We start from the raw sequence: 22,483 nt of genomic DNA on the forward strand, positions 1-22,483 counted from the left end.
GGCGCACGCCTGGAACGCGTGTTGGGTTAACACCCTCGGAGGTTCAAATCCTCCATCCTCCGCCACCGATCCCCGGTCTTAGAATCTAAGACCGGGGATTTTTTATACCCCTTGGTACTATTTCTTCAGAACCCCACGGTTCCGGGCGCCATCGGAGCGCCCCATACCTGCAGAAAGCACCACCATGATCTTCAAAAAAGTAGGCGACAGCCGCCCCTACCCCCAGCACGGCATGACCCATGCCGACTGGGGAGGAATCCCGCCGCAGCAGGTACGCCTCGACACCCTCATCACCACCCAAAAAACCCTCAACCTCGAGACCCTACTCGCCGAAGACTCCACCTTCTACGGCGACCTCTTCCCTCACGTCGTCAAATGGGGAGGCGAACTCTACCTCGAAGACGGCGTGCACCGCGCACTGCGTAACGCCCTGCACCGCCGCGCCGTCATGTATGCGCGCGTACTGGACCTGGACTCAATCTCCCCGGCGCTGCTGCCCGGCGCGTAAAAACCTACTCGCGTAAAAACCTAACCGCGTAAACGCCTACCCGAATACAGAAAATGCCGCGGACCGATGCAAAGAAGCATCAGGTCCGCGGCATTTTTGTGACGTATAACTGAGCTACGTTCCGCTACGCAGAGATACCACGCTTAGGACGCAACCTTCAGGCCCGCCTCCTGCACCGGGGATTGCTCCGGCAGGGACTCCTCGGAATCCAGGCGAACCGGGTTGCCCTCGGCGTCAAAACGCGCGCCCAGGCCCATCTGAATAAAACGGATAGTATTCAGAATCTGGCGCTCACGGGTTTCCTCATCCGGTGCGTCCTCGGCGCGACCGGCGCTTGAGGAGAGGGAGCCGTGCACGAGCATCGCCAGTTCGCGAATGTCGTTCTTCGGAATGTAGTTCTCGGCAATGGCGGCAGAAAGAATATGCGCGAGCACCATCTGCAGCTCGTGAACGTGCTTGCCGAGCTTCGCGTAGGACTCGGGGGAGAGCATGGAGCGCATCGCAGGGCCCGGAGGCAGGTGGCGGCGCGCCAGGTCGTTGATTTGCAAGCGAATGTAGACCGCGAGCTGGTCAATCGGGTTTTCGATGCCCTCCAGGCCGACGCGCAGCTCGTTGAGGAAGCGTTCGGTCTCGTCCAGGGCGTAGGCGACCAGTAGTTCGCCCATGTCGGCAAAGTAGTTGTAGACCGCGGTGCGACCGATGCCGGCGTTCTTGGCGACGTCGGTCATGGTCAGGCCGGAGAGGCCGCGGTTGTAGAGGATCTCGCCGAAGGAGTTGAGGATGGCGCGCTTGGTGTTTTCGCGCTGGGCGGCGTTGGTTGCTGCAGAAATACGAGGCATAGTGACACTCTACCCTAAATCGTCAGCAAATGACGAATTTATCGAATGTGTCACCAAGAAATTTGCGCAATCCATGCGAATTTTCTCAAATATGACAGAACGACCGGCACTACAAGAAGCCTAAACGCGTAGCCGCCGCCAAATCAGCACCCACCAACGACGCAATCGGATACCCCGTATGGCCACGCCCCGGAGTCACCTGCAACAAAGTCCGCGCACCCAACCCCTCGTAGAACGCACTACCCTCCTGCACCGCAATCCGCGCCGACCAGCTACCCTCCGCACTGGTCGCCATACGCCGACGACCCGACGGCGAACGACCATCCAACACACCCACATGCCAGCTCATCACCAGATGCGCATGCGAAGAAGGATTCAGAGCAGCCCGCTCACGCACCCGCGCGGGCACGCCGTCAGCGCCGCCGCCGCCGATGAAGGTCGCGCCACCTCCACGAATCCACTCAATATCGTGTGACAGCAGCTCGTAGCTGAGGAACTCGGCGCCACCCGAATAGCCCGCAAGCCAGATACGGCTCGTATCCACCCCGTACGCCAGGGCAATCTCCTCAATGAGGACGCGAACCATCCTGCCGTTTGAGCGGGCGCGAACCCACCAGTTGTAGGTCAGCGGAGGCGCATAAGAATCACCATCGGTCAGGCGCGGCTCCCGCAGACTACCCGGCGACAGCACCGGCACCGACAGCATATTGAACTCAGCCGCCACCTGCGCCAGCTCGGCACGCAGGGGGGAAGTTCGGCGCAACAGGCGGCTACCGGCACGCGAGAGATGATCACCATCAAAATAGAACAGCACACCGGGCGCAGACTCAGAATCGGTCAGAAGATACAGGTTATCGACCCGATAGTAGATATTGCGCCCGCGATGCGTAAACGATCGGTAACCGAGCAGCTCAGACGAAGCCAGAAGCACTGGCTCTAGCAGGGAAGCTCCGGTGCGCACAGCCTGCGCCGCATAGGTGAACAGCGGATGCAGACGCGGAATATGCGCGCTCAGCCGCCGCTGGTTACGGTGCCGCCGCCTCCGCACCTGCTGTGAAGAACCCCGTACCGACCGCCGAAGCGAGGCGCGTAGCGCACGCCCCGCCCCCAGCAGGGATACCACCTGCTCAGTGCGGTGAATTCCGTGGCCCAGATTCTTCATACATTTATTGTAAATGTGCGGTCAGGAAGGCTGGCGGGGTGGTCATGAGCGTCCACACTCTTGAACGAAGCCCGTAAACCTGCCGCCGCCACGGCATATAGGTACTATTAGATAGGCTCGGGTGGCAGGCGAGCCAGTGAGTAGCGCCCTGCATAGTGCACTCACCCACCACACGTGAGGGCTCGTACCTTGCGTGAAGAAACACATCGCATGAAGAAAGACTTGGGGAAAGTAATGGCTAAACCCGTTAGCGAATCTAAGGCTCAGACGAGCACCGTCAAGGTGCCCTGGGCTGGTCGCCGCGGCTACTTTGATCTGCTGCTGGGCGCGTCCTGCGTCATCCTGATCATTTCGAATATTGGTGCAACTAAGGGCGTGGAGTTCGGTCCCCTGCCCTTCGAACTGCCCCTCATTGGTAACACCATCGTCACCGACGGTGGTTTCTTCCTTTTCCCTCTCGCCTACGTTATTGGCGACCTTCTTTCTGAGGTGTACGGCTTCAAGCGTGCCCGCCGCGCGATTGTGGCCTCCTTCGCCTCAGCCGCTTTTGCTGCCCTGTGTTTCCTGCTGATCGTGCACCTGCCCGCTGCGAGCTTCTACACCGGCCAGGAGGCGTTCGCGCAGGTTCTCGGCCCGGTCTGGCAGATTTTTGTGGGCTCCCTGCTCGGTTACCTCTTCGGTCAGACCCTGAACGCCTGGGTCATGGTGGCAATGAAGAAGGCAAGCAAGGGCCGTTTCCTGTGGCTGCGTATGATTGTCTCCACCCTGGTTGGTGAGCTGCTCGACACCGTCATCTTCTGCTCCATTGCGGCACCGGTGCTTGGTATCGACACCATGGAAGCATTCATCAACTACGTACTGATCGGCTATATCTATAAGTGCCTGGTCGAGGTGATCCTCATGCCGATCAGCTACCCGATTATTGGTTGGTTCAAGCGTCACGAACTCGAGTACGTGGCATAAGCTAACCTCCTGACAGCTGATGTGCAGAGCCGCCCGGCCTAACGACTGGGCGGCATTGCCATTTCAGCTTTATTCAATACACAGCATGTCTAAGAAAGAGATACGTTATGTCTAAACTGCAGGGGAGCACCCCCGAGCAGTCGGAGAAGAACGACTCGTTGAATCGTTCCCTCTCCCACGGCCAGTTGACCATGATTGCGATGGGCTTGGCGCTGGGTACGGGCCTGTTCCTGGGCTCCTCCTCCGCCATTAAAATTGCGGGCCCTGGCGCAATCCTCTCTTACGCTATTGGTTCGATGATTGCGGCAACCATTGCTGCGTGCGCGGGCGAAATGTCCGTGCGTCACCCCGTCCAGGGCGGTTTCGGCACCATTGCGAGCCGATACCTGAACCCCTTTAGCGGCTACCTGACTCGCTGGGCGTATTGGGCGTGCACCGTGCCGCTGGCTGGTGCTGAGCTGGTGGCGGTTGGCCACTACATGGCGTACTGGTTCCCGGACGTTCCCCTGGCTGTGTTCGTCGCTCTCTTCGGTGCGATTATTCTGGTGCTGAACCTGGTGAGCGTGAAGTCCTTCGGCGCCCTGGAGTTCCTGCTCTCTTCGATTAAGGTTTCTGCCGTCATCGTGTTCATGGTGATTGGTGTGCTGCTGGTGTTCGTGGGTCTGCCCGGTCACGCTGCGGCGGGTACCGCAAACCTCGTGAACGACGGCGGCTTCCTGCCCAACGGCCCGGCATCCATCTGGATTTCGATGGCTGTTGTCATGTTCTCCTTCGGCGGTGTGGAAATGATTTCCCTCTCCGCAGCGGAGGCGAAGGACCCGGCACGCTCGGTGGCAACCAGCGTGAAGGCAATGATCTGGCGCCTGTCCACTTTCTACGTGGTGTCCATGGCAATTATTCTGTGCCTGGTGCCCTGGCAGACCGCCGCACAGAACTCGGAGCTGACCGAGTCGCCGTTCGTGCTGGTCTTCTCTGAACTGGGTATCCCCTTCGCGGCGGACATCATGAACTTCGTGGTGCTCGTTGCTGCGCTCTCTGGCGCTAATGCCTCCCTGTACGCGGCAACCCGCCTGCTGCACGCCCTGGGCTCTGACCGCATGGCTCCCGCAGTGGCTGCCCGCACCTCCTCGCGCGGCGTGCCGGTCGTGGCTCTGCTCATCTCCTTCACCGGCGTGGTCGTGGCAACCGTGATGGCTGTTGCCAAGATCGGCGACATCTTCGCTCTGCTCATGGCGCTGGTGACCCTGTGCATCCTGATTGTGTGGATCATGATTCTGCTGACCTACCAGGCGTACAAGAAGGACCAAAAGGACGCCTCCTCCTTCACCGTGCTGGGTGGCCGCGTCACCGCAGGTCTGGCTCTGGCGGGTGTCCTGGCGACCCTGGCGGCAATGTTCATGCTGCCCGGCTCGGGCGTTCAGGAATCCATCATGGTCGGTATCGTCTTCTTCGTGCTGATTTCTATTGGCTACGCCATCTCGTCGAAGGTTCAGGGCGGTTATGAGCGCCCCGACCTGGACGCTATGCACGCCGACGAGAACACCAGCACGGCACAGCACTAAATAGCGTGAAAGCCTCGCGAGGCTAAAACATAAAAGGCACCGGATGGGGGAGCACCCCCGTTCGGTGCCTTTTCGCTTCTGTACTCTAGACGGCGCCGTTCTGAGCGATGTGAGTGTGCCCGTAGAATAGTTAACTATTCGTACCCGTCAACGCGGCTAGAAGCCGCAGAAGCCGGGTGCGAGCACACATTGCACATCACGCCCCTAAGGCGTACTGACGGAAGGCACCTTCGTGTCCCACAACGACGATACCCGCAGCCACGCTGCAGCGGGGACCGCCGGATCGCGCACCCTGAAGCGTTCTCTGTCCCACGGACAGATGACCATGATCGTGATGGGTTCCGCGCTCGGTACGGGCCTCTTCTTGGGTTCGGGCACCGCCATTGCGATGGCTGGTCCCGCGGTCATTCTCACCTACGCTATTGGTTCTGCGCTCGCTTCGGTGATTGGCGCGGCAACCGGTGAAATGGCGGTTCGCTACCCTGTCCGCGGCGGTTTTGGCACTATCGCTACCCGCTACCTGGGCCCCTTCGCGGGCTTTTTGACTCGCATCGCATACTGGACGGCGACTGTTCTGATTGCTGGCGTTGAGCTGGTGTCGGTAGCGACTTACCTGAATTATTGGTGGCCGCAGCTTCCGCTGTGGGCGGGTATTGCCGCGTTTGGTGTGGCGCTGATTGTGCTGAACCTGACCAGCGTGAAGTCTTTTGGCATGCTGGAGTTCTTCCTGTCTTCGATTAAGGTCATTTCGATTATTGCCTTCCTGCTGGTGGGCCTGTGCCTGATTTTCTTCGGCCTGCCCGGTCACGCCGCGGTGGGTACCGCAAACCTCTTCAACGACGGCGGCTTCATGCCGAACGGCCTCCAGTCGGTGTGGCTGTCGCTGGCTGTGGTGATGTTCTCCTTTGGCGGTATTGAGATGATTTCAATCTCTGCTGCGGAGGCGAAGGACCCCTCCCGTTCGGTGCGTTCCTCGGCGAAGGCGATGATGGTTCGTTTGGCGACCTTCTACGTGCTGGCGGTTCTAATTGTTGTGGCTGTTATTCCGTGGCGTTCGGCATCGGGTCTGGGCGACGCTGTGGATGCTTCCCCGTTCGTTCTGGTCTTTGAACAGCTTGGCATTCAGGGCGTGGCGCACTTCGTGAACTTTGTGGTGCTGATTGCGGCACTGTCGAGCGCGAACGCAAACCTGTACGCGGGTGCGCGTCTGCTACACTCCCTGGCGGCTGACGGCATGGCGCCTCGCCAGCTGGCTCAGGTGAACCGTGCTGGCGTTCCGGCTCGCGCCGTGTGGGCGTCGACCAGCGGCATGGTTATTGCTATTCTGCTGGCGCTGTACAGCCCGAAGGAAGCGTTCCTCTCCATGATTTTTGTGATCATGGTGTGCGCGCTGACCGTGTGGGTTCTGATTCTGTTCGCCTACATCGTGTACAAGCGTGTTGAGCCTGCTGCCAATGGTTTCCGCCTGTGGGGTGGCCAGTTCACCGCGGCGGTTGGCGTTCTGCTGCTCTTCGCGGTGTGGGTTGCGCTCTTCATGGTGCGCGGTTCTATGGTTCCGGCAATTGTGGGCGTGGGCTACTTTGTGGTTCTGAGCCTGCTGTACTTTGCTCGTATCCGCCACACTCACATGATTGATGAGCAGACCTTTGTTGAGGCTCAGCAGGCAACTGCCGAGTATGACGCCATGAAGTACGACGCTGATCATGCCCTGGAGACTGCGGCTAAGCTGGGCCGTTAAGGTTCTGTAGCTGCCGGGAGAGCCGGTGCTGGGGCCTGCAGAGACTCCAACACAGTAATAAACGAAAAATACGGAAAATTTCTGGAATTCCTCGTAATAAAACCGTAAAAATGCAGTTGGCCCTCAGAGTGGGGTCTATCATAGACAGTGAACCGTATGATCTTGTATGCGTTCAAATGTCTGTGTGTTGGATGAGGCTCGAAAGCATCGTAGCTTTCGAGCCTCATCGCTTTAACTACCAAATATATTTCTAGCCCCCGAATCATCATCAGCTGATTCATTTGCTGTACCTTGCGGATTCGTACGAATAGCCCCCTCAAAGCGGCGGGGGAGTAGAGTTAAAACCATGCAAAGCCACGAAAAGAACCGCGAAAACACCCCCGCCCCTGAGGCCGGTACCACCGACGAACTGCTGGTGCACGTACCCGCACGCTGGGGCGATATGGACGCCTACGGGCACGTCAACAACGTTGCCATCCTCTCGGTCATGGAAGAAGCCCGCGTGGCGCTCTTCGGCCCACCGCCCTCCTCCGGGCAGAAGCCCACCGTGGCACCGCAGCCTCCGATTCCGCTTTTCGACCTGGTTGCCGAGGGTGTGCAGGCACTCATTGCCGAGCACGGCATCCGCTACCTGGCTCAGCTGCCCTACACTGGTGAGCCCGTGCCAGTGCGCCTGAGCGTGGAGAAGGTCAGCGCCGCATCCGTGCGTATTGGCTACTCGATTCTCTCCCCGGTGGACGGCCGCGAGTGCGTGCGTGCCTTTACCGTGCTGGCGTTCTGGGATTCGGTTGTGGGTCGTTTGACCCGTCTGAGCCCCGAGCAGCGTGAGCTGTTGAGCTCCTACCTGCCGCAGAAATAGGGGTAGATACCGGCGCTCCGCTGTAATAAACCGGTCTTGAACGGGGTCAAGCGTATGCTTTAAATACCTTCTGCAAAGGGTGCAAAAGGTTCATTCCCGGGAGAGATAACAATGTCGTTCCACCACACTCAGGCAGGCCCTGCCGGTTGGGGTCGCCGCACGATGCGCGCCACCGGATGCGCCGCCGCCCTGCTCCTTGCCCTGACTGGCTGCTTTGGCGGTTCTCAGAGCGAAAACTCCTCGTCGAACCCCAGCGCCTCCGGCACGGCTAACCACTCGAAGTACCCGCTACCGTCCTCGACGGCATCGCCGACGAAGAGCGCTGAGCCGGCAAAGAGTACCGAGCCGACGGTCACCGAAACCCAGGTGCCCGCCCCCGCAGAGAGCACCGAGGCGAAGGCGTCCGAATCCTCCGCACCCGCTGAGGCGAAGGAAACCCCCACCGCGGCAGCGACTCCTACCGGTGACACTCCTCGCGCGCCCGAAAAGGTGGAGGCTGAGCGCGCCTCCGCCGGCGAGCGCTGCGGACACATCGGACGTAAGGGCTACCTGAAGACCGGCGCGGAAATCATGGTGCTGCGCGGTACCGTGGACTGCGCCCACGCCCTGGACGTGCTGACCGAATACGTCACCACCCCGCGTGCCGACGACAACCTGACCCAGCACCAGGTGGCGAAGGTTCAGGATGCCACCTGCTACTGGAACCCGCAGTACGAGATGGCTGAGAACCGTCGCGAGGATCGCGGCGCCCCCGAGTGCACCATCGGTGAGGATGTCGCCTTTGTGGCTCGCCTGGACAATCCGGATGCTCCCCAGATTCCCTTCCTCATGGAGCCCTCCTACTACGATTCCGGTGCCGGCTACTACCGTTTCAAGAGCGATGACGAGCGCACCCTCTGCGAGCTGAACCCCGCGGACGGAACCCTGGTGTGCGAGCGCCGCACCGGCGAGCAGACCGGCAACGGTAACGGTGCTGTCGGCCGCACTTTTGCCGGTCCGGTGGAGGTGACTCGCATGAACTTCCTGACCGGCGCCAGCGAGGTGAATACCGTGAATGAGTCCTCGGCTCTGCACGCGGAAACCACCACCGCAAACACGAAGATAATGCACGCCTTGGATGTGGTGATCTTGCCCGTTGCTGAGGGCAAGCAGCTGACCTGCTTGGGCGAGATTGAGACTGGCTCGATGACCTGCCATGACGGGAACGGCCGCACTATTACGGTGGGCGGCAGGCACGAAGGCTAAACACCCGCGCCAGAGGCAATGAGTTGTCAGTGAGCTGTCAATGAGTTGTGAAGAGCTAAGGAGGGGCTCCCCGCAATCCCGGGGCGCCCCTCCTTTCGTGCTCTTGGGGCTACCTCGCGAGTTCTTGAGATGTCATATCCGTATAGCTAGCTCACAGGTAGCGTCTTTAGAATACTGGTTAGGAACCCGAACCGATGACGCAGAAAGGTCACCATGCATCCGGCACAGAAGCACTCTACCCAGACTTCTACCCAGGCTCGTTCTACTACGCTCCGCACCGCTAAGCGCTACAGCCCCGTAGCGCTCGGTGCCACGCTGTTGCTGGCGCTGTCGGCATGCTCCGGAGGCGCTACCACCGCCTCCCCGAGCGCCACCGCGACCCTTAGCCCCAGCGCTACGAGCGCGAAGGCGACCCCTTCGCCCACCCGCACCGCAACGGTCACTGAAAGCACCCCGACTGCCGGTACCGTGCACACCCCCACCGCGGCGGCTACCGTGAGCCCCGGAACCATCACCACCGCAAGTCCCGCGGCGACCGCGCAGGCGAGCGCGGCGTCGAGCCCTTCCGCATCGGCTAAGGCGAATACTTCGGCGAAGGCGTCGAGCACCGCGAGCCTGTCCAGCTCGGATGTTCAGTCTGCGGGCGGTAGCTGCGGCAGCATGGACGCTACTGGCTACCTGAAGCACAACGCTACGGTTCAGGTGACCTCGGGTGCGGTGGATTGCCTGTTTGCGCGTGAGCTGATCCGCCAGTTTGTGGTGCAGAACCCCGCCGAGGTGACCGATAAGGCGAATGGTGAGCGTACCGTCATGTCGGCGCGCTGCTACTGGAAGCCGGGCGACGGCGCGGATCGTGCGACCCCCGAGTGTGTGTCCCTGGATGGTGGCAGCACCGTCATTACCGTGAAGCTGACCAACTAGTTTACGATTCCCACCCGGCAAGGCACGGGTATTAAACACAAGCGCCGCGTTGACGTATCATTCGTCAACGCGGCGCTTTAGTATTCCCACCCGCAGGCGGGCAGAATCAGAGCTGGTGCGAGTTAGAACTCTCCGCGGGCACGGGTGGCGAGCACGTCATCCAGGCGGGCGAAGGTCGAACGCCAGGTGGTGCGCACCTCCTCGTGGACCGAGGCGGGCATGGGACCAATCTCAATGACGATGCGGGTACCGGAACCCACGCCGTCGGCGGTAATCACGGTTTCGGGGAAGAAACGGTGACGCTGGTACACCAGCACGCTACCGGGGTTGCCCAGGTGGTCGGGCAGCTGCTCGGCGTATTCGAGCTCCTTGAACGGTTCAATGCTCAAAAAGCGGCTCTGCAGAATGCAGGACACCGAGGGGTCAACCTCGTTGATCATGGACAGGCGCTGCATACCGCCGACGACGGGCTCCACGACAACGTCGGTGGGGCGCACGTGCCAGCCGGCGGGGCCGTACCAGCGGACCAGCAGTTCGGGGTCCAGGTAGGCGCCGAAGACGTCCTCGGCCGGGGCTGCGATCTCGTGGTCGAAGACGAGAAGCTCCTCATCGGGAACATGAGTGATGCTCATAGGGTTCTCCTTAAACGGGTTGAAGAGCGGGTTTAGGGCTTCTTGCCGGAGTAGTAGTTGCCGAGGAACTCGTCACGGTACTCGAAGTAGGTGCCGTCCTTGATGGCTTCGCGGGCGTCGTCCACCATGCGCACGATGAAACGCTCATTGTGGATGGAGGCGAGGGTCGCCGCCAGACGCTCGTCCGCCTTGAAGAGGTGACGCAGGTAGGCGCGGGTGTAGTGGGTGCAGGTGTAGCAATCGCAGCCCTCGTAGATGGGCGAGAAGTCCGCCTTGAAGCGCGCGTTGGTGATGTTGTAGCGGCCGGTGGGGGAGTAGACGGCGGCGTTGCGTGCCACGCGGGTGGGGGAGACGCAGTCGAAGGTGTCTACACCGTTCTCGATGCCGACGAAGATGTCGTCGGGTTCGGAGATGCCGAGCAGGTGGCGGGGCTTGGATTCGGGCAGCTCTTCGGCGCACCAGCGCACGATGGTACCGAGGTTTTCCTTCTCGAGTGCACCACCGATGCCGAAGCCGTCGAAGGGCATGGAGCCGAGATCCTGGCATGCCTTGCGGCGCAGGTCTTCGTACTGGGCGCCCTGAATCACGCCGAACAGTGCCTGGTAGGGCTTGCCCACGCGCTCTGCGGTGAGACGCTGGTGCTCAGCGATGCAGCGCAGCGCCCACAGACGGGTGCGTTCGAGCGCCTCCTCCTGGTAGCCGCGGGAGTTGTAGAGGGTGGTCAGCTCGTCGAAGGCGAACATGACGTCGGCACCAATCTGGTGCTGAACCTGCATGGACACCTCGGGAGTGAAGCGGTGAATCGAGCCGTCAATATGCGACTTGAAGTTCACGCCGTCGTCGTCAATGTGGGCGAGGCGTTCCTTGCCCTTCGCCACGTCGTCGTCGCCGAGGGGGCGGCCGTCGGCGCCCTTAGCATCCGCGACGGTACCCATATCGATCACCTTCTTGAAGCCCGAACCCAGGCTCATCACCTGGAATCCGCCGGAGTCGGTGAAGGTGGGGCCGTCCCAGTTCATGAACGCACCCAGGCCGCCTGCCGCGTCGAGGATTTCGGGGCCGGGCTGCAGGTACAGGTGATAGGCGTTGGAGAGCAGAGCCTGAGCGCCGAGCTCCTTCATGGATTCGGGTAGGACCGCCTTGACGGTTGCCTTGGTGCCCACGGGGGTGAAGGCGGGGGTCTGGATCTGTCCGTGCGGGGTGGTGATGACACCGGCGCGTCCGCGGAACTGTCCGCCGTTGGCTTCTACACGTTCAGCGCTGGGGGAGGCGGTGTCCGCCAGGCGGCTGGTGATGGTGAAGCCAAAGTCCTCGGTGGGGAAAGAATTATCTAGAACGCTCATTCTTCTCTCGATTGTTTGCTTTCCGTCTGAATGTCTACACCCTAGCCTACCGGAAAACCCCGCCTCTCTTGCCAGAGGCGGGGTTCACGAGAATTCAGCTGAGGGCAGCTGATCTTAGCCTGCGAAGTCGCCGAGCATATCCACGGTCGGCACGAAGAAGAGGGTGCCGGTCACCGCGGTGCTGAAATCCAGCAGGCGGTCGTAGTTGGCGCCATCCACTCCCATGAACATGTTCTTCAGCATCTTCCGGACGGTCGAGAAGGTGCTGGCGTAGCAGATGAAGTAGGTGCCCAGCTCGTTGTTACCCACGGTGCCGAAGGGCATGTTGTCGCGAATAACCTTGAAGTCGTCACCGATATTGGCGATAGCGGAGTGCGAGTTGGCGGGCTTCTCGTCCTCGCTCATCTCGATGTCGTCGTGCTTGGAGCGGCCGATGACCTTCTCCTGCTCGGCAACGGGCAGGGCGTTCCACGCGGTCATGTCGTGGATGTACTTCTGCACGAACTGGTAGCTGCCGCCCCTGTACATGGGGTCGCTGTCACCGATGATGCCGAAGTATTCGCGTGCCGCGGGGGTCTGCGGGTTTTCGGTGCCGTCGACAAAACCGATGATGGAGCGGCCGTCCCAGTAGCGGAAGCCGTGCACCTCATCCAGTACCTCAGCAATATCGCGCAGTGCCGCGGTAATAGCGGACGCCATATCGTAGGCGACGGACGGCTGAGTCGCGCGGATATGGAAGTGCAAATCGCCGGGAGTGGACACAGCGGTGTGCTTATGGCCCCTAATCTCCTCGAACTCCACGAGCTCTTGCGGCAGCGGCTTGGGCAGATCCAGGGTCAGCCACGCGCTGTGGCTGATACCCAGCACAACGCTGGCGTTCTCGGGAGAGTAGCGGTTCGCGGCGGTGTGGTTGAGGTTAATAACGAGCCCGCAGAGGTTCTGGAACCCCTCAACGAGCGCATCCTGGCTGATGTCTTCCTTGAACTTCCACACCATGAAAATGGTGTTAGCGTTCGGGCTGGCAGTGACCTGTTGTGATTCTGGTGCAAACATAAAACTCACCGTACGCCCGTGTGTACGCCCCCGCAATGAATCCAGCCCTAACCTTCTGCGCTGCTGGGAGAACGCACCGCTGGGAGAAGATTAGGGCTGGGGATAAAGAACAGCAGGGTTTTAGAAGCCGTACTTTAGAAACTGTGGGAGGCGAGGTACCGCGCATGCGCCAGACGCGCCGCCGTCTCAAAAATAGTCCACGCCTGCACCTGAGCGGACAGCTCCACCGGCGCGCCGGGCTTCACAACCTTGCTCATCGGCTCGGTGAATCGCGGGGAGAACTGCACGAGCGCCTTACCGCGAATCTCATTCGGGTCAATGCCGTACTCATTCATCGGCAGGTCGGGGTCGAACTCGCGGCGGCCCTCCCACAGGGCGCGTGCGGTCGAGTACACCAGGGTCGAGGCGAGCGCTCGCGCCTCATCACTAAGCAGCGGCGAGGATGCCGCCATGCCCAGGTAGCGCACGAGAATGCCGGTGAACAGGCCGCCGTCGCCGTCGCCGTGAGAGATGAGGATGCGGCGGCGCGCACCGGAGAGGAACTCCACCTCTTCGGTCATGTGCTTGACGATGCCGACGATGAGGCGCTCGGCGCGTTCTGCGGGGTCCACCTCGCAGGGCACACCGGATGCGGCGAGGCTCAGCAGGGCGCCCAGGGCGGTTCCCTGGTTGTAGGTGAATTCGCCGCGCTCGTACTCGTACTCGTCGCCGCGCACGTTCACGCCATCAATATAGAGCGAACGTTCTGCATCCCAGAGGGTTTCGTTCATCCAATCCATGAGCGCGGCGGCAGTCTTCGGGTCGCCCGCACGCACATACGCCAGAGCAGTCGGCGCGGTCGCCGCAGCATTCACAAAATCACGCTTGGACTTGCGCCAACTCATGCCACCCACCGGGGAGAAACCCTTCGCCAACTGCTCAAAGAGGGCCGCGCCAGCATCCTGGGCGGCAACATCATTCGCGCCGGTCAGCTCAATGCAGAAGGAGTTCATGCGGCCCACCGCGAGGGTCAGCCACGCCATATCGTCAAAGTAGTCGTTTGCGAAGCGGCCGTAATTACGCACGTTAATGCCGCGCAATAGTGCGCGGGCGCGGTGCAGCTGCTCCTGGGCGGCAGTAATATCGCCTTCGCGCAGGTGACGCTGACCGGCATCAATCACACAGTCCAGCAGGTGCGCCTGCCACCAGTAGTGCCAAGCGTTCAGGCGCTGGCTCAGCGGGCGCGGGTCGGGCACCTGCACCGAACCGATGAGGGCGCCGGGAACGCCAAGAATACGGTGCACGAAGGTGTCGGTGACGCTGGCGGCTGCGGCAGCGGCATGCGAGGAGGTGCGCTCGGCGTACTCGCTAATCGACTCCAGAGACTGCGCGTTGTGGGAAGACGGCTGGGAATTCATGGACCCTCTGTAGTTGCGGTGAAGTATTACGTCTGAATTATCCCACTTTTTGCCCTCTGAGCGCCCGGATGCTGTGGGCGGGCTCTCGGGTGTGATTCCTTTTCGAGAGACCGCCGAGAAGATGCACCGCAGGGAACGGGGTGAACGCCATTCAAAAACCAGTTAGGAGGCGGCAGTCAGCGAACGCCCGCTGTACAAATCCACTCGCTCGCCGGTGATGGGATGCTCAAAATGCAGACTGTACGCCAGCAACTGCAGCGGGTACTCGGGGCGGTCTGGCGCGTCGGGTAGCACCTGCGGGTAGAGCACATCGCCCAGAATGGGGGAGCTGAGCATATTCAGATGCGCCCGCAGCTGGTGCGTTTTGCCGGTGTGAGGCGCCAAATCATAGAGCGCCCATTCTCTATTCGGTTCCGCGCGCCACCCCTCAACCGCCTGCGCACTCGGAGTGAAAGTCCGCAGAATCTTCACGGTCGTCAGCGTATTCGGCTCCACACCCTGCGCCGCGCACTCTTGCTCAGAAAGCTGCTGAACCTGCAGCTGATCACGAATCTTCTGAATATGCGAACGCACCTGCAGCCCCTCCGCACTCAACGCCTGCTCGGCGGCGGCAGCATCGGCGGGAACCGGCGCCACGGCACGGTAGGTCTTTGACACCTGACGGTGCTGAAACATCATCTGGAAGGGGCGGCGCGCCTCAACCGTCTTAGCAAAAAGCAGCACGCCCGCGGTTGGGCGATCCAGGCGGTGAATCGGAATCAGTAGCGGGTTCTGCTCGCGCACCCGCAGCTTGGTCAGCGCGGTCTGCGCAATATAGGAACCGCGCGGGGTGGTCGGCAGAAAATGCGGCTTATCAATCGCCAGCACGTGCTCATCCTCGTAGAGCACCGGCATGTCGGAGGGTAGCTGTGGCTCATCCACAAGCTCGCGGAAATACCAGATGCGCTCACCCGGCATATAGGGGCTATCGCCGGTCAGGATCGTGCCGTCGTCCAGGCGCACCTCACCGGTATTAAAGCGGGCGTAAATAATCTGCGGGTCGTTCGGGTAGAAGCGCGCAATCAGATAGTCCGCAATGGTTGCCGGAGCCGTGCCATTCGGGGTGAGTTCAGCCGGGAGCTCCTTGGGCAGTGGCAGGATCAGCTGAATCGGGTCAATGCCGTTCTTCTGAGCTAGCGGAGGGGTCAGCAGACGGCGATGCATGCGGCGTGCCGGTTTCGACTGATAGGCGGTGCCGGGCTGCGTGTGGGCGGTGTTCTGTGCGGGCATGGCTCTACTCTACCGCCTGCGCGGGATTGGCTCGGCGGCGGTACGGATGAGTCAGACTGAGCTGCATGCAGGCGGAAATATTACCGTGGGTTTGGGTGTGGGGTTGCGGAAATCAGATTTGTCTGACACTCATGAATGTTTGTGTGAACGTGTGGTTGAGAAAACGAAAACTTCACAAATTTTTGAAATTATTGGATATTTAATTTAAAAAAACTGCATTAATTTTACAAAAAACAGCGTTTAAGTGCGATATTTTCGAAAATGCTGTCAAATCAGAAACTAATAACCCTCAATTTAGACCCTGTAGTTTTTCTAATTATAAAAGATGTAAAGCAAATAAAGACCTGCTAACCTGGGCATCCTACGTCATAAAGGCCGTAATAAAGGCTGGAAACCGCCTTAAAGCGGTACGATTAAGACACAGAAGTTCGATATTTCGAACGAAGGGGTCGAAATGGGACAGAAACAGCGCAAGGATGCAGAGGTTAAAGGAACACCCCCAAATACAGCGGTGCAATCGGACAATTCCAAAGCACCGGAAAATGCGATAGGAGAGGTTATGGAACATTCACAAAAGAATGCGGAGCCTCGCACCGGTGCCCTGCGTATGGAGCCGCACGAACGCGAAGAGCAAATTCTGAAAATCGCTGCAGAACATTTCGCTCGCCGCGGCGTGCTCGGTGCCTCCATGAGCGCTATCGCCCGCGACGCAGGCATCACCCGCGCCCTGCTCTACCACTACTTCCCCGGCAAGGACTCCCTGGCGGCAGCCGTCACCCGACGCGAAGCCAATGCAGTCCTTGAGGCTCTCGGCGAGCACCACGAAAACCCCGAGGAGGCCCTGCGCAATGCACTGCGCACCTACTTCCTCGTTGTAGCCGGTGTCCCCACCCCCGGTGGGGAGGACTTCCCGAACAACCCCACCGACTACCTCGAATGGATGCTTGAACGCACCGGCATGCCGATTAATGACCGCACCCGCGTCATCCTCGGAGGTTGGTTGCAACTCGTCGACTACTTCGCCCTGCACGTCGTGCAGCTCAACCCCCGCGATCAGCGCACCGTTCGCTCCCGCGGGCTCGGGCTTGAAGAAGCCATCGACCTGTGCCTGGGTGCCGTTGACACCCTCACCGGCGGCTACTAGCCGCCTCAAGAGGTGACAGGTCTACACAGGACTTCCCGCTCCGATGTTTGGTTACGTGCTCCACGGCAAAGGCGACGTGGACATCCGGGCGGTTATTCCTCCACCACGCCGCTTGCGACGTGGTGGAATCCGGGAACACCACCCGGTTCGTGAGTAGGGAAACATAATGCCCCGTACCCCCTTCAATGAGGGTGCGGGGCATTGTGATGCTCAAGTTGAGGTTGAAGAAAATAGTTTTATTCTGAGGCTAAGCTTGAGGCTCGGGCTAAATGGAACGGCGCAGTCTAAATGGAGCGGCGTAGCGATAAGCCGCGAACCGTCGCGTAGAACCCCTGCGCCTGCAGCGCCGCACGCAGCGCCTCCACCGGATGCTCTACAACCTCGCCGCCGGATGCGCCCAATGTGGATGTGCTCACCGTGTGGGTGCCCAAAAGCTCCACATCGTTGACCTTCTCCACCGAAATCTTCTCCGCGCCACCGGTGGACACCAGGCGCGCCAGGGCGGGGGCCGCCGCCTCCAGAAGTACCGGGTCGGTGGTGAAAGCCAACAGGGTCTTCGCGCCACGCTCCACATAGAGCACCGGTGCGCCGTCCACCAGCACCACGCAGGCGCCCGCCTTGCGTGCCGGGCGGTGCTTTACGGTGCCCTCGCCCTCGTGCGCAAAGGAGGGAATCGCGGACCAGCTCAGCGCCGCACCGTACGGGTTCGCGGGGTCGGTCGCCGCCAACAGGGTCACTGTGAACGTGCCGTACACCCGCTCCGTATCGGTACGCTGCGGGGTGTAGGCACTCGCACCAAAACCCTGTGTCGCGCCAAAACCCTGTGGACTTGCGGGAACACTGAGGCTATCGGCGGTAGAACGCAGCAGGTCCACCGTCGCGGGGGCGGCAAACTGCGCCGCGCCCAAACCCTCAATAAAGTAGCCGCGACGCACCAGCGCACGATCCTCAGCCGCCGAATAAATCCGGTACAGCTGCGAGAACCCGCCGGCAGAATCCTCCACCTGCAGGCACCCGCGAGTCAGTACACCGTAGCGGTCCAGCAGCAGGTCGGCGCGTGCGAGCGCCGTAACCGTCGCCTCCACCGGCTCCTGCAGCAGTGTGTCCACGCGTGAGAAGCGACCGCTATCCTGCGGGGCAACGGCGGGAGCGGCGCCATGGAACCCGCCGCGCAGGGAACGCAGACCGCGCCCGGTGGCAGCGCCGTATCCGCCCGCCAAGCCGTTACCCATGGAGGCGCGTGCCGCCGCAATACGGCCCGCACCACGGCGACCCACCCGCGACAGACGCGCAGGGGCTGCCGGAGTCGGATGCGCACTGCGGACGCCCGCAAGCATCGCCCGAACCGGCGCGAAACTATCGTTCGTCACCGCACCAGCCCACACCAGGCGCCACAGCGCTGCCGAAACCTCCGCCGCATCCGGGAAAGTCACCACCTGACCGGCAGGTGCCGCAGCGCTCATCAGTTGCGCCACCCGCTCACGTAGCGCCGGCACGAACAGGCCGCCATGAGCCAGCGCCTCATAGATGGCGTGCTCGAGCGTGCCCGGAGCCTGCAGCGCCTCCCAAAGCTCGGGGTTCTCCGCGCGTAACAGCTGCTCCGGGTAGTCCTCGCCCATGGTCAGCTCACCCAGAGTCAGCGAGGAACTCTCGCTCAAATGCAGGCGAATCCAGCCGTCAGACTTCTGCGCGCTACCGCCGCCGAGCTGACCGGCGCCGGTGAAGAACACCCTGCCGCTTGCCATCAGCTCGTCCAGCATGTGCGGCTGGTAGCCGGGCACACGCGCCGGGAGGATCAGCGTCTCCAGCGCGGAAGCCGGTACGCGCACACCCGCCAGCTGGTCGATGGCGGTGAGCAGATCCTCCGTGGCGGAGGCGGAATCTTGAGCCGCGCTATCAGCACTGTTTTCAGCGGCAGGGCTGAGGGGTGCCACCCTCTCGCCTACCACCGTGGCGGCACGGCGGGAGGGCATGAACGCACCGTAGGCGCTCGCCTCCGGAAGGGTCTGTGCAACCCGCACGGATAAAGAACGAACGTTCTGCCACGAGGGTAGGAATACACCATAGACCTGCGCCGATACCGGCTCAATCTCCTCACGCAACGCCGCCAGAGAACGGGCACGAATCGTGCGCAAAACCTGCGCATCCACCCACTCAACACCGGCAGACCCCAAGGCACGCAACACCTCGGGCAGGAACTCGCCGGAGCTCAGGCGGCGCTGCTGCTGAAGACGCTGCAACACCGGAGTCAGCACGCCCACGCCCACCGGGGTCAGGCGCGAAAAATGCTCCGCCGCCTGCTGCGCCGTAAAGGGAATGTGGGTGCGCGCATATCGAGAGACCAGATCCTCTAAAGGCTCCGCGACCGGCTCCAAAAGGGCAGTAGGAAGCGCCGCGGCGGGCATAATGCCCAGCCCATCGCGCAGACGCGCGGCATCCTCAACCACCGCATAGTACAGCTGCGGCTCGGCGGAACCGTCGGCAGCTCCCATGAACGAGAACGCGCGGCGCGAGCGCACCAGCTCTTCCGCCAGGGCACGCGCCTGATCCGTGCTGGCGTGCGCGCCGTACTCTTCGCCGTAGTTTTCAGAGTCCTCGGACTCGCCGAAATCTTGAGAACCTTGTGCCGCAGATTGAGCCCGCGGGTTGTCAGCCTGCAAGCGCAGACTCAACTCCCGCGCGCTCAACGGACCCAGCTGACGCAAAAGATCCGCCACGCCCTCCACGCCGCAGGCGCGGTAACGCTCATCCGTGCGCTGCAGACGCTGCTGAGTCTGCACCAGAACCGCCGGATCCAGCAGGTCGCGCAGACCGCTCGAACCCAGCAACTCAGCCAGTAGAGCCGGGTCCAGCGACAGCGCGGCGGCGCGACGTTCGGCGGCGGGTGCATCGCCGTCGTAGAGGTGCTCGGCAACGTACTCAAAGAGCAGGGTTCGTGCAAAAGGCGAAGGGTCGTTCGTCTCAACCTCCAGCATGGATACCGCCCGAGACTGCAACGAACGGTGCACCTGAACCAGCGCCGGAACATCGTACACATCCTGCAGACACTCGCGTGCCGTCTCCAAAAGCACCGGAAAATCAGGGTACTTACGCGCCACATCCAACAGCTGCGCCGCACGCTGACGCTGTTGCCACAGCGGGGTGCGCTTACCCGGATCACGGCGCGGCAACAGCAGGGCACGCGCCGCATTCTCACGGAACCGAGACGCAAAAAGCGCCGAATCGCCTACGCGTTCGGTGACAATCGCCTCCAGCTCGTCCGGGTCGAAAAGGAACAGATCAGCGCCGGGCGGCACATCCTCCATAGCGGGCAGACGCAGAATCAAGCCGTCATCACTCGCCATGACGGAAGCGTCCACCCCGTACCGCTCCTCAATGCGGGCGCGTACCGCCAGCGCCCAGGGTGCGTGCACCCCGTAGCCGAGCGGCGAGTGCAGGACCACGCGCCAATCGCCCAGTTCGTCGCGGTGCCGCTCTACAATCATGCGGGTATCGGAGGGGACCGCCCCGGTGGATTCGCGCTGCTCACGCAGGTAGGCGAGCAGGTTATCGACTGCCCAGGTGTCCAGTCCGAGCTGTTCGAGTTGCTGGCGGGCGGCGGCGCTATCGGTGGCGTCCAGGCTGGAGAGGGCGCGCGTGAACGTACCCGTCTGCACGCCCAGGGCGTAGGGGCGGCCCATGCGGTCGCCGTGCCAGAAGGGCAGGCGTGCGGGCTGACCGGGTGCGGGGGAGACCCGCACCGCGTCATGCGTAATTTCTTCGATGCGCCAACTGCTCGCGCCGAGGGTGATGACCTCGCCAGCACGGGATTCGTACACCATTTCCTCGTCGAGCTCACCCACGCGCTTAGGGCCGCGCTCCTCATTGCCGCTGACCAGGTAGACGGGGAAGAGCCCGCGGTCGGGAATCGTGCCGCCGCTGGTGACGGCGAGGCGCTGCGCACCCGGGCGGCCCTCAATACTGCCGGAGGGGGCTTCCTCGGTGGGGGTGCGGTCCCAGATGATGCGCGGGCGCAGTTCGGCGAATTCGTCGGAGGGGTAGCGTCCGGCGAGCATTTCGAGTACGGAGTCGAAGAGGGCGCGCGGCAGTTCGGCGTAGGGCGCGCTGCGGCGTAGCGCCTCGTACCAGGAGTCCACGCTGATGGGGCCCAACGCACAGGCGGCGACGGTCTGCTGCGCGAGTACGTCCAGGGGGTTGGTGGGGATGGCAAGCGGCTCGAGGGTTCCACTGCGCATTCCGGCGAGGGTGACGGTTGCGCCGAGCAGGTCGCCGCGGTGCTTGGGGTAGAAGAATCCGCGCGAAATTTCGCCCACGCGGTGTCCGGCGCGGCCCACGCGCTGCAGTGCGGAGGCAACCGATGGAGGTGCGGCCACCTGGATTACGAGGTCCACGTGGCCCATGTCGATGCCCAGCTCCAGGGAGCTGGTGGCGACCACGCAGCGTAGGGTTCCGCCCTTGAGCGCTTCCTCGATGAGGGTGCGCTGTTCCTTGGATACGGAGCCGTGGTGCGCGCGGGCGAGCGGTGGCACCTCGGCGATGTCGCAGATGCCCGCCGCGTAGTCTTCGGGGCTGATGCCCTGCTTTGCGAGCACGCGGTGTAGGTGAATATCGTTGAGTGCCGCGGTGAGCTTTTCCGCTAGTCCACGCGAGTTAACGAAAACAATCGTAGAACGGTTGTTCTCAATATGGTCGACGATGCGCTCCTGTACGCGCGGCCAGATGGAAGTCTCGGGACGCTCGCTATCGGCAGTTTCACGGAGTGATTCTTCCGGGATGGTGAGCGTATTTTTGGGCGCGGCGTTATTGCCCTGTCGCGCCGGGTTTGCCTGTCCGGTTTCTTGTCCGGTTTCTTGACCAGTTTCCTGCCCGGGGAATACGCCAATGGCATCTTCCAGCGTGTAGGGCGCGCTTGCCGGGGTATTCGCTGCGCTGGGGGCAGGCTGTGCCGCGCCCTGCGCCGAGCCGGCAGAAGTTGAGCCCCCGCCGCCCGGCACCTCCGAGGGCGCATATTCTGATGGGGCGTAGAGCCCCTGCCCGTAGTCGTTGGCGCCTCCGAGCGCCGCCATATTGGGTACGGGCACGCTCAGACGCAGGTCCCATTCTTTGGCAACCGGGCGGCTCATGATGGTCACCGGCTGAATGCCACCGAGGAACCGGGCGACCGCCTCCGGGTTTTCGACGGTTGCGGAGAGACCAATGCGCTGTGCGGGCTTTTCAAGGAGCGCATCGAGGCGTTCGAGGGATACTGCCAGGTGCGCGCCGCGTTTGGTGGCGGCAAGGTTGTGAATCTCATCCACGATCACGGTGGTCACGCCGGCGAGGGTGTTGCGGGCGGCGCTGGTGAGCATGAGGTAGAGGGATTCAGGGGTGGTGATGAGAATGTCGGGTGGGTTGCTGATGAGTTGGCGGCGTTCGCGTGCGGGGGTGTCGCCGCTGCGCACGCCCACGGTGATGCTCGGCTCGCCAGTGTCGTTGCCGCTCAGGCGGGTGATTCCGGCGAGGGGCGCGCGTAGGTTGCGTTCGACGTCCGCACCGAGTGCTTTGAGGGGTGAGATGTAGAGGATGCGCGTGCCGCCTGCAGTTCCGGCTTCGTGTTCGCGGTGTAGGGCATCGAGTGCCCAGAGGAATGCGGCGAGGGTTTTGCCGGAGCCTGTGGGGGCGATGATGAGGGTGTTGTTGCCGTTGCGGATGTTCTCCCAGGCGCCTTCTTGGGCGGCGGTGGGTGCGCTGAAGGTGGCGCGGAACCAGTCGCGTACGGGGGCGGAGAAGTGGGAGAGTGCGTCGGTCATGTATCTATTATGGCGGGGTTTATGGTGTGCGCCTCTTGAATTGTTGGGGGCTGGGGGAG

At 61.9% G+C, this 22,483-nt stretch carries 16 protein-coding genes; 8 read left to right on the plus strand and 8 right to left on the minus strand.

Features of this window, described 5'->3' with window-relative positions; translation table 11 throughout:
* Positions 1-184 precede the first annotated feature (184 nt).
* Positions 185-508 carry a type II toxin-antitoxin system VapB family antitoxin gene (locus tag HMPREF2894_RS03685; RefSeq protein WP_005507186.1) on the plus strand — a complete coding sequence of 108 codons (324 nt, stop codon included), beginning with the start codon at positions 185-187 and terminating at the stop codon, positions 506-508.
* Positions 509-651: 143 nt separating this feature from the next.
* Here the strand turns inward: HMPREF2894_RS03685 and HMPREF2894_RS03690 are convergent, their stop codons facing one another.
* On the minus strand, positions 652-1,347 hold the full coding sequence (locus tag HMPREF2894_RS03690; RefSeq protein WP_005509262.1) for a TetR/AcrR family transcriptional regulator: 696 nt from the start codon (positions 1,345-1,347) through the stop codon (positions 652-654).
* A 109-nt stretch (positions 1,348-1,456) separates the two neighbouring features.
* Positions 1,457-2,509, minus strand: coding sequence for an alpha/beta hydrolase family protein (locus HMPREF2894_RS03695; RefSeq protein ID WP_070677853.1), 1,053 nt, complete (start codon positions 2,507-2,509; stop codon positions 1,457-1,459).
* A 234-nt stretch (positions 2,510-2,743) separates the two neighbouring features.
* Between HMPREF2894_RS03695 and HMPREF2894_RS03700 the strand changes: the two genes are divergently transcribed.
* The 6 genes from HMPREF2894_RS03700 to HMPREF2894_RS03730 all read left to right on the plus strand — a co-directional run bounded on the left by HMPREF2894_RS03700 (position 2,744) and on the right by HMPREF2894_RS03730 (position 9,797).
* A complete protein-coding gene (locus HMPREF2894_RS03700; RefSeq protein WP_049327351.1) occupies positions 2,744-3,472 on the plus strand; it encodes a queuosine precursor transporter in 729 nt (242 codons plus the stop codon).
* A 107-nt stretch (positions 3,473-3,579) separates the two neighbouring features.
* Positions 3,580-5,034 carry an amino acid permease gene (locus tag HMPREF2894_RS03705; RefSeq protein WP_070677855.1) on the plus strand — a complete coding sequence of 485 codons (1,455 nt, stop codon included), beginning with the start codon at positions 3,580-3,582 and terminating at the stop codon, positions 5,032-5,034.
* Between the two features lie 232 nt (positions 5,035-5,266).
* Positions 5,267-6,772 carry an amino acid permease gene (locus HMPREF2894_RS03710; protein WP_070677857.1) on the plus strand — a complete coding sequence of 502 codons (1,506 nt, stop codon included), beginning with the start codon at positions 5,267-5,269 and terminating at the stop codon, positions 6,770-6,772.
* Positions 6,773-7,118: 346 nt separating this feature from the next.
* Positions 7,119-7,631 (plus strand): acyl-CoA thioesterase, encoded by a 513-nt coding sequence (locus HMPREF2894_RS03720; protein WP_049340311.1) that lies wholly within the window; start codon positions 7,119-7,121, stop codon positions 7,629-7,631.
* Positions 7,632-7,742: 111 nt separating this feature from the next.
* Positions 7,743-8,876, plus strand: a complete 1,134-nt coding sequence (locus HMPREF2894_RS03725) for a phosphoglycerol transferase (protein ID WP_070677859.1) — start codon at positions 7,743-7,745, stop codon at positions 8,874-8,876.
* A 213-nt stretch (positions 8,877-9,089) separates the two neighbouring features.
* A complete protein-coding gene (locus HMPREF2894_RS03730; protein ID WP_070599291.1) occupies positions 9,090-9,797 on the plus strand; it encodes a hypothetical protein in 708 nt (235 codons plus the stop codon).
* A 122-nt stretch (positions 9,798-9,919) separates the two neighbouring features.
* On the opposite strand, the gene HMPREF2894_RS03735 is transcribed toward HMPREF2894_RS03730, so the two are convergent.
* The 5 genes from HMPREF2894_RS03735 to HMPREF2894_RS03755 form a co-directional block, all read right to left on the minus strand.
* Positions 9,920-10,429, minus strand: a complete 510-nt coding sequence (locus tag HMPREF2894_RS03735) for an SRPBCC family protein (RefSeq protein ID WP_070677862.1) — start codon at positions 10,427-10,429, stop codon at positions 9,920-9,922.
* A gap of 32 nt (positions 10,430-10,461) precedes the next feature.
* Complete coding sequence (tgt, locus tag HMPREF2894_RS03740; RefSeq protein WP_070677864.1) at positions 10,462-11,772, minus strand: tRNA guanosine(34) transglycosylase Tgt; 1,311 nt, start codon at positions 11,770-11,772, stop codon at positions 10,462-10,464.
* A 114-nt stretch (positions 11,773-11,886) separates the two neighbouring features.
* Positions 11,887-12,825, minus strand: a complete 939-nt coding sequence (locus HMPREF2894_RS03745; protein WP_070677866.1) for a Dyp-type peroxidase — start codon at positions 12,823-12,825, stop codon at positions 11,887-11,889.
* Between the two features lie 134 nt (positions 12,826-12,959).
* Entirely contained in the window at positions 12,960-14,222 is a 1,263-nt protein-coding gene (locus HMPREF2894_RS03750) for a glycoside hydrolase family 76 protein (RefSeq protein WP_070677868.1), read from the minus strand.
* Positions 14,223-14,384: 162 nt separating this feature from the next.
* Positions 14,385-15,491: a pseudouridine synthase gene (locus HMPREF2894_RS03755; RefSeq protein ID WP_070677870.1), complete on the minus strand. Its 1,107-nt coding sequence runs from the start codon at positions 15,489-15,491 to the stop codon at positions 14,385-14,387.
* Positions 15,492-16,050: 559 nt separating this feature from the next.
* Between HMPREF2894_RS03755 and HMPREF2894_RS03760 the strand changes: the two genes are divergently transcribed.
* Positions 16,051-16,635, plus strand: coding sequence for a TetR/AcrR family transcriptional regulator (locus tag HMPREF2894_RS03760; protein WP_049327335.1), 585 nt, complete (start codon positions 16,051-16,053; stop codon positions 16,633-16,635).
* A gap of 284 nt (positions 16,636-16,919) precedes the next feature.
* Here the strand turns inward: HMPREF2894_RS03760 and HMPREF2894_RS03765 are convergent, their stop codons facing one another.
* Positions 16,920-22,424, minus strand: coding sequence for a DEAD/DEAH box helicase (locus HMPREF2894_RS03765; RefSeq protein WP_070677874.1), 5,505 nt, complete (start codon positions 22,422-22,424; stop codon positions 16,920-16,922).
* Positions 22,425-22,483 lie beyond the last annotated feature (59 nt).

Origin of the sequence: Rothia sp. HMSC066G02, assembly GCF_001813145.1 — a bacterium.
In the GTDB taxonomy this organism is placed as follows: Bacteria; Actinomycetota; Actinomycetes; order Actinomycetales; family Micrococcaceae; genus Rothia.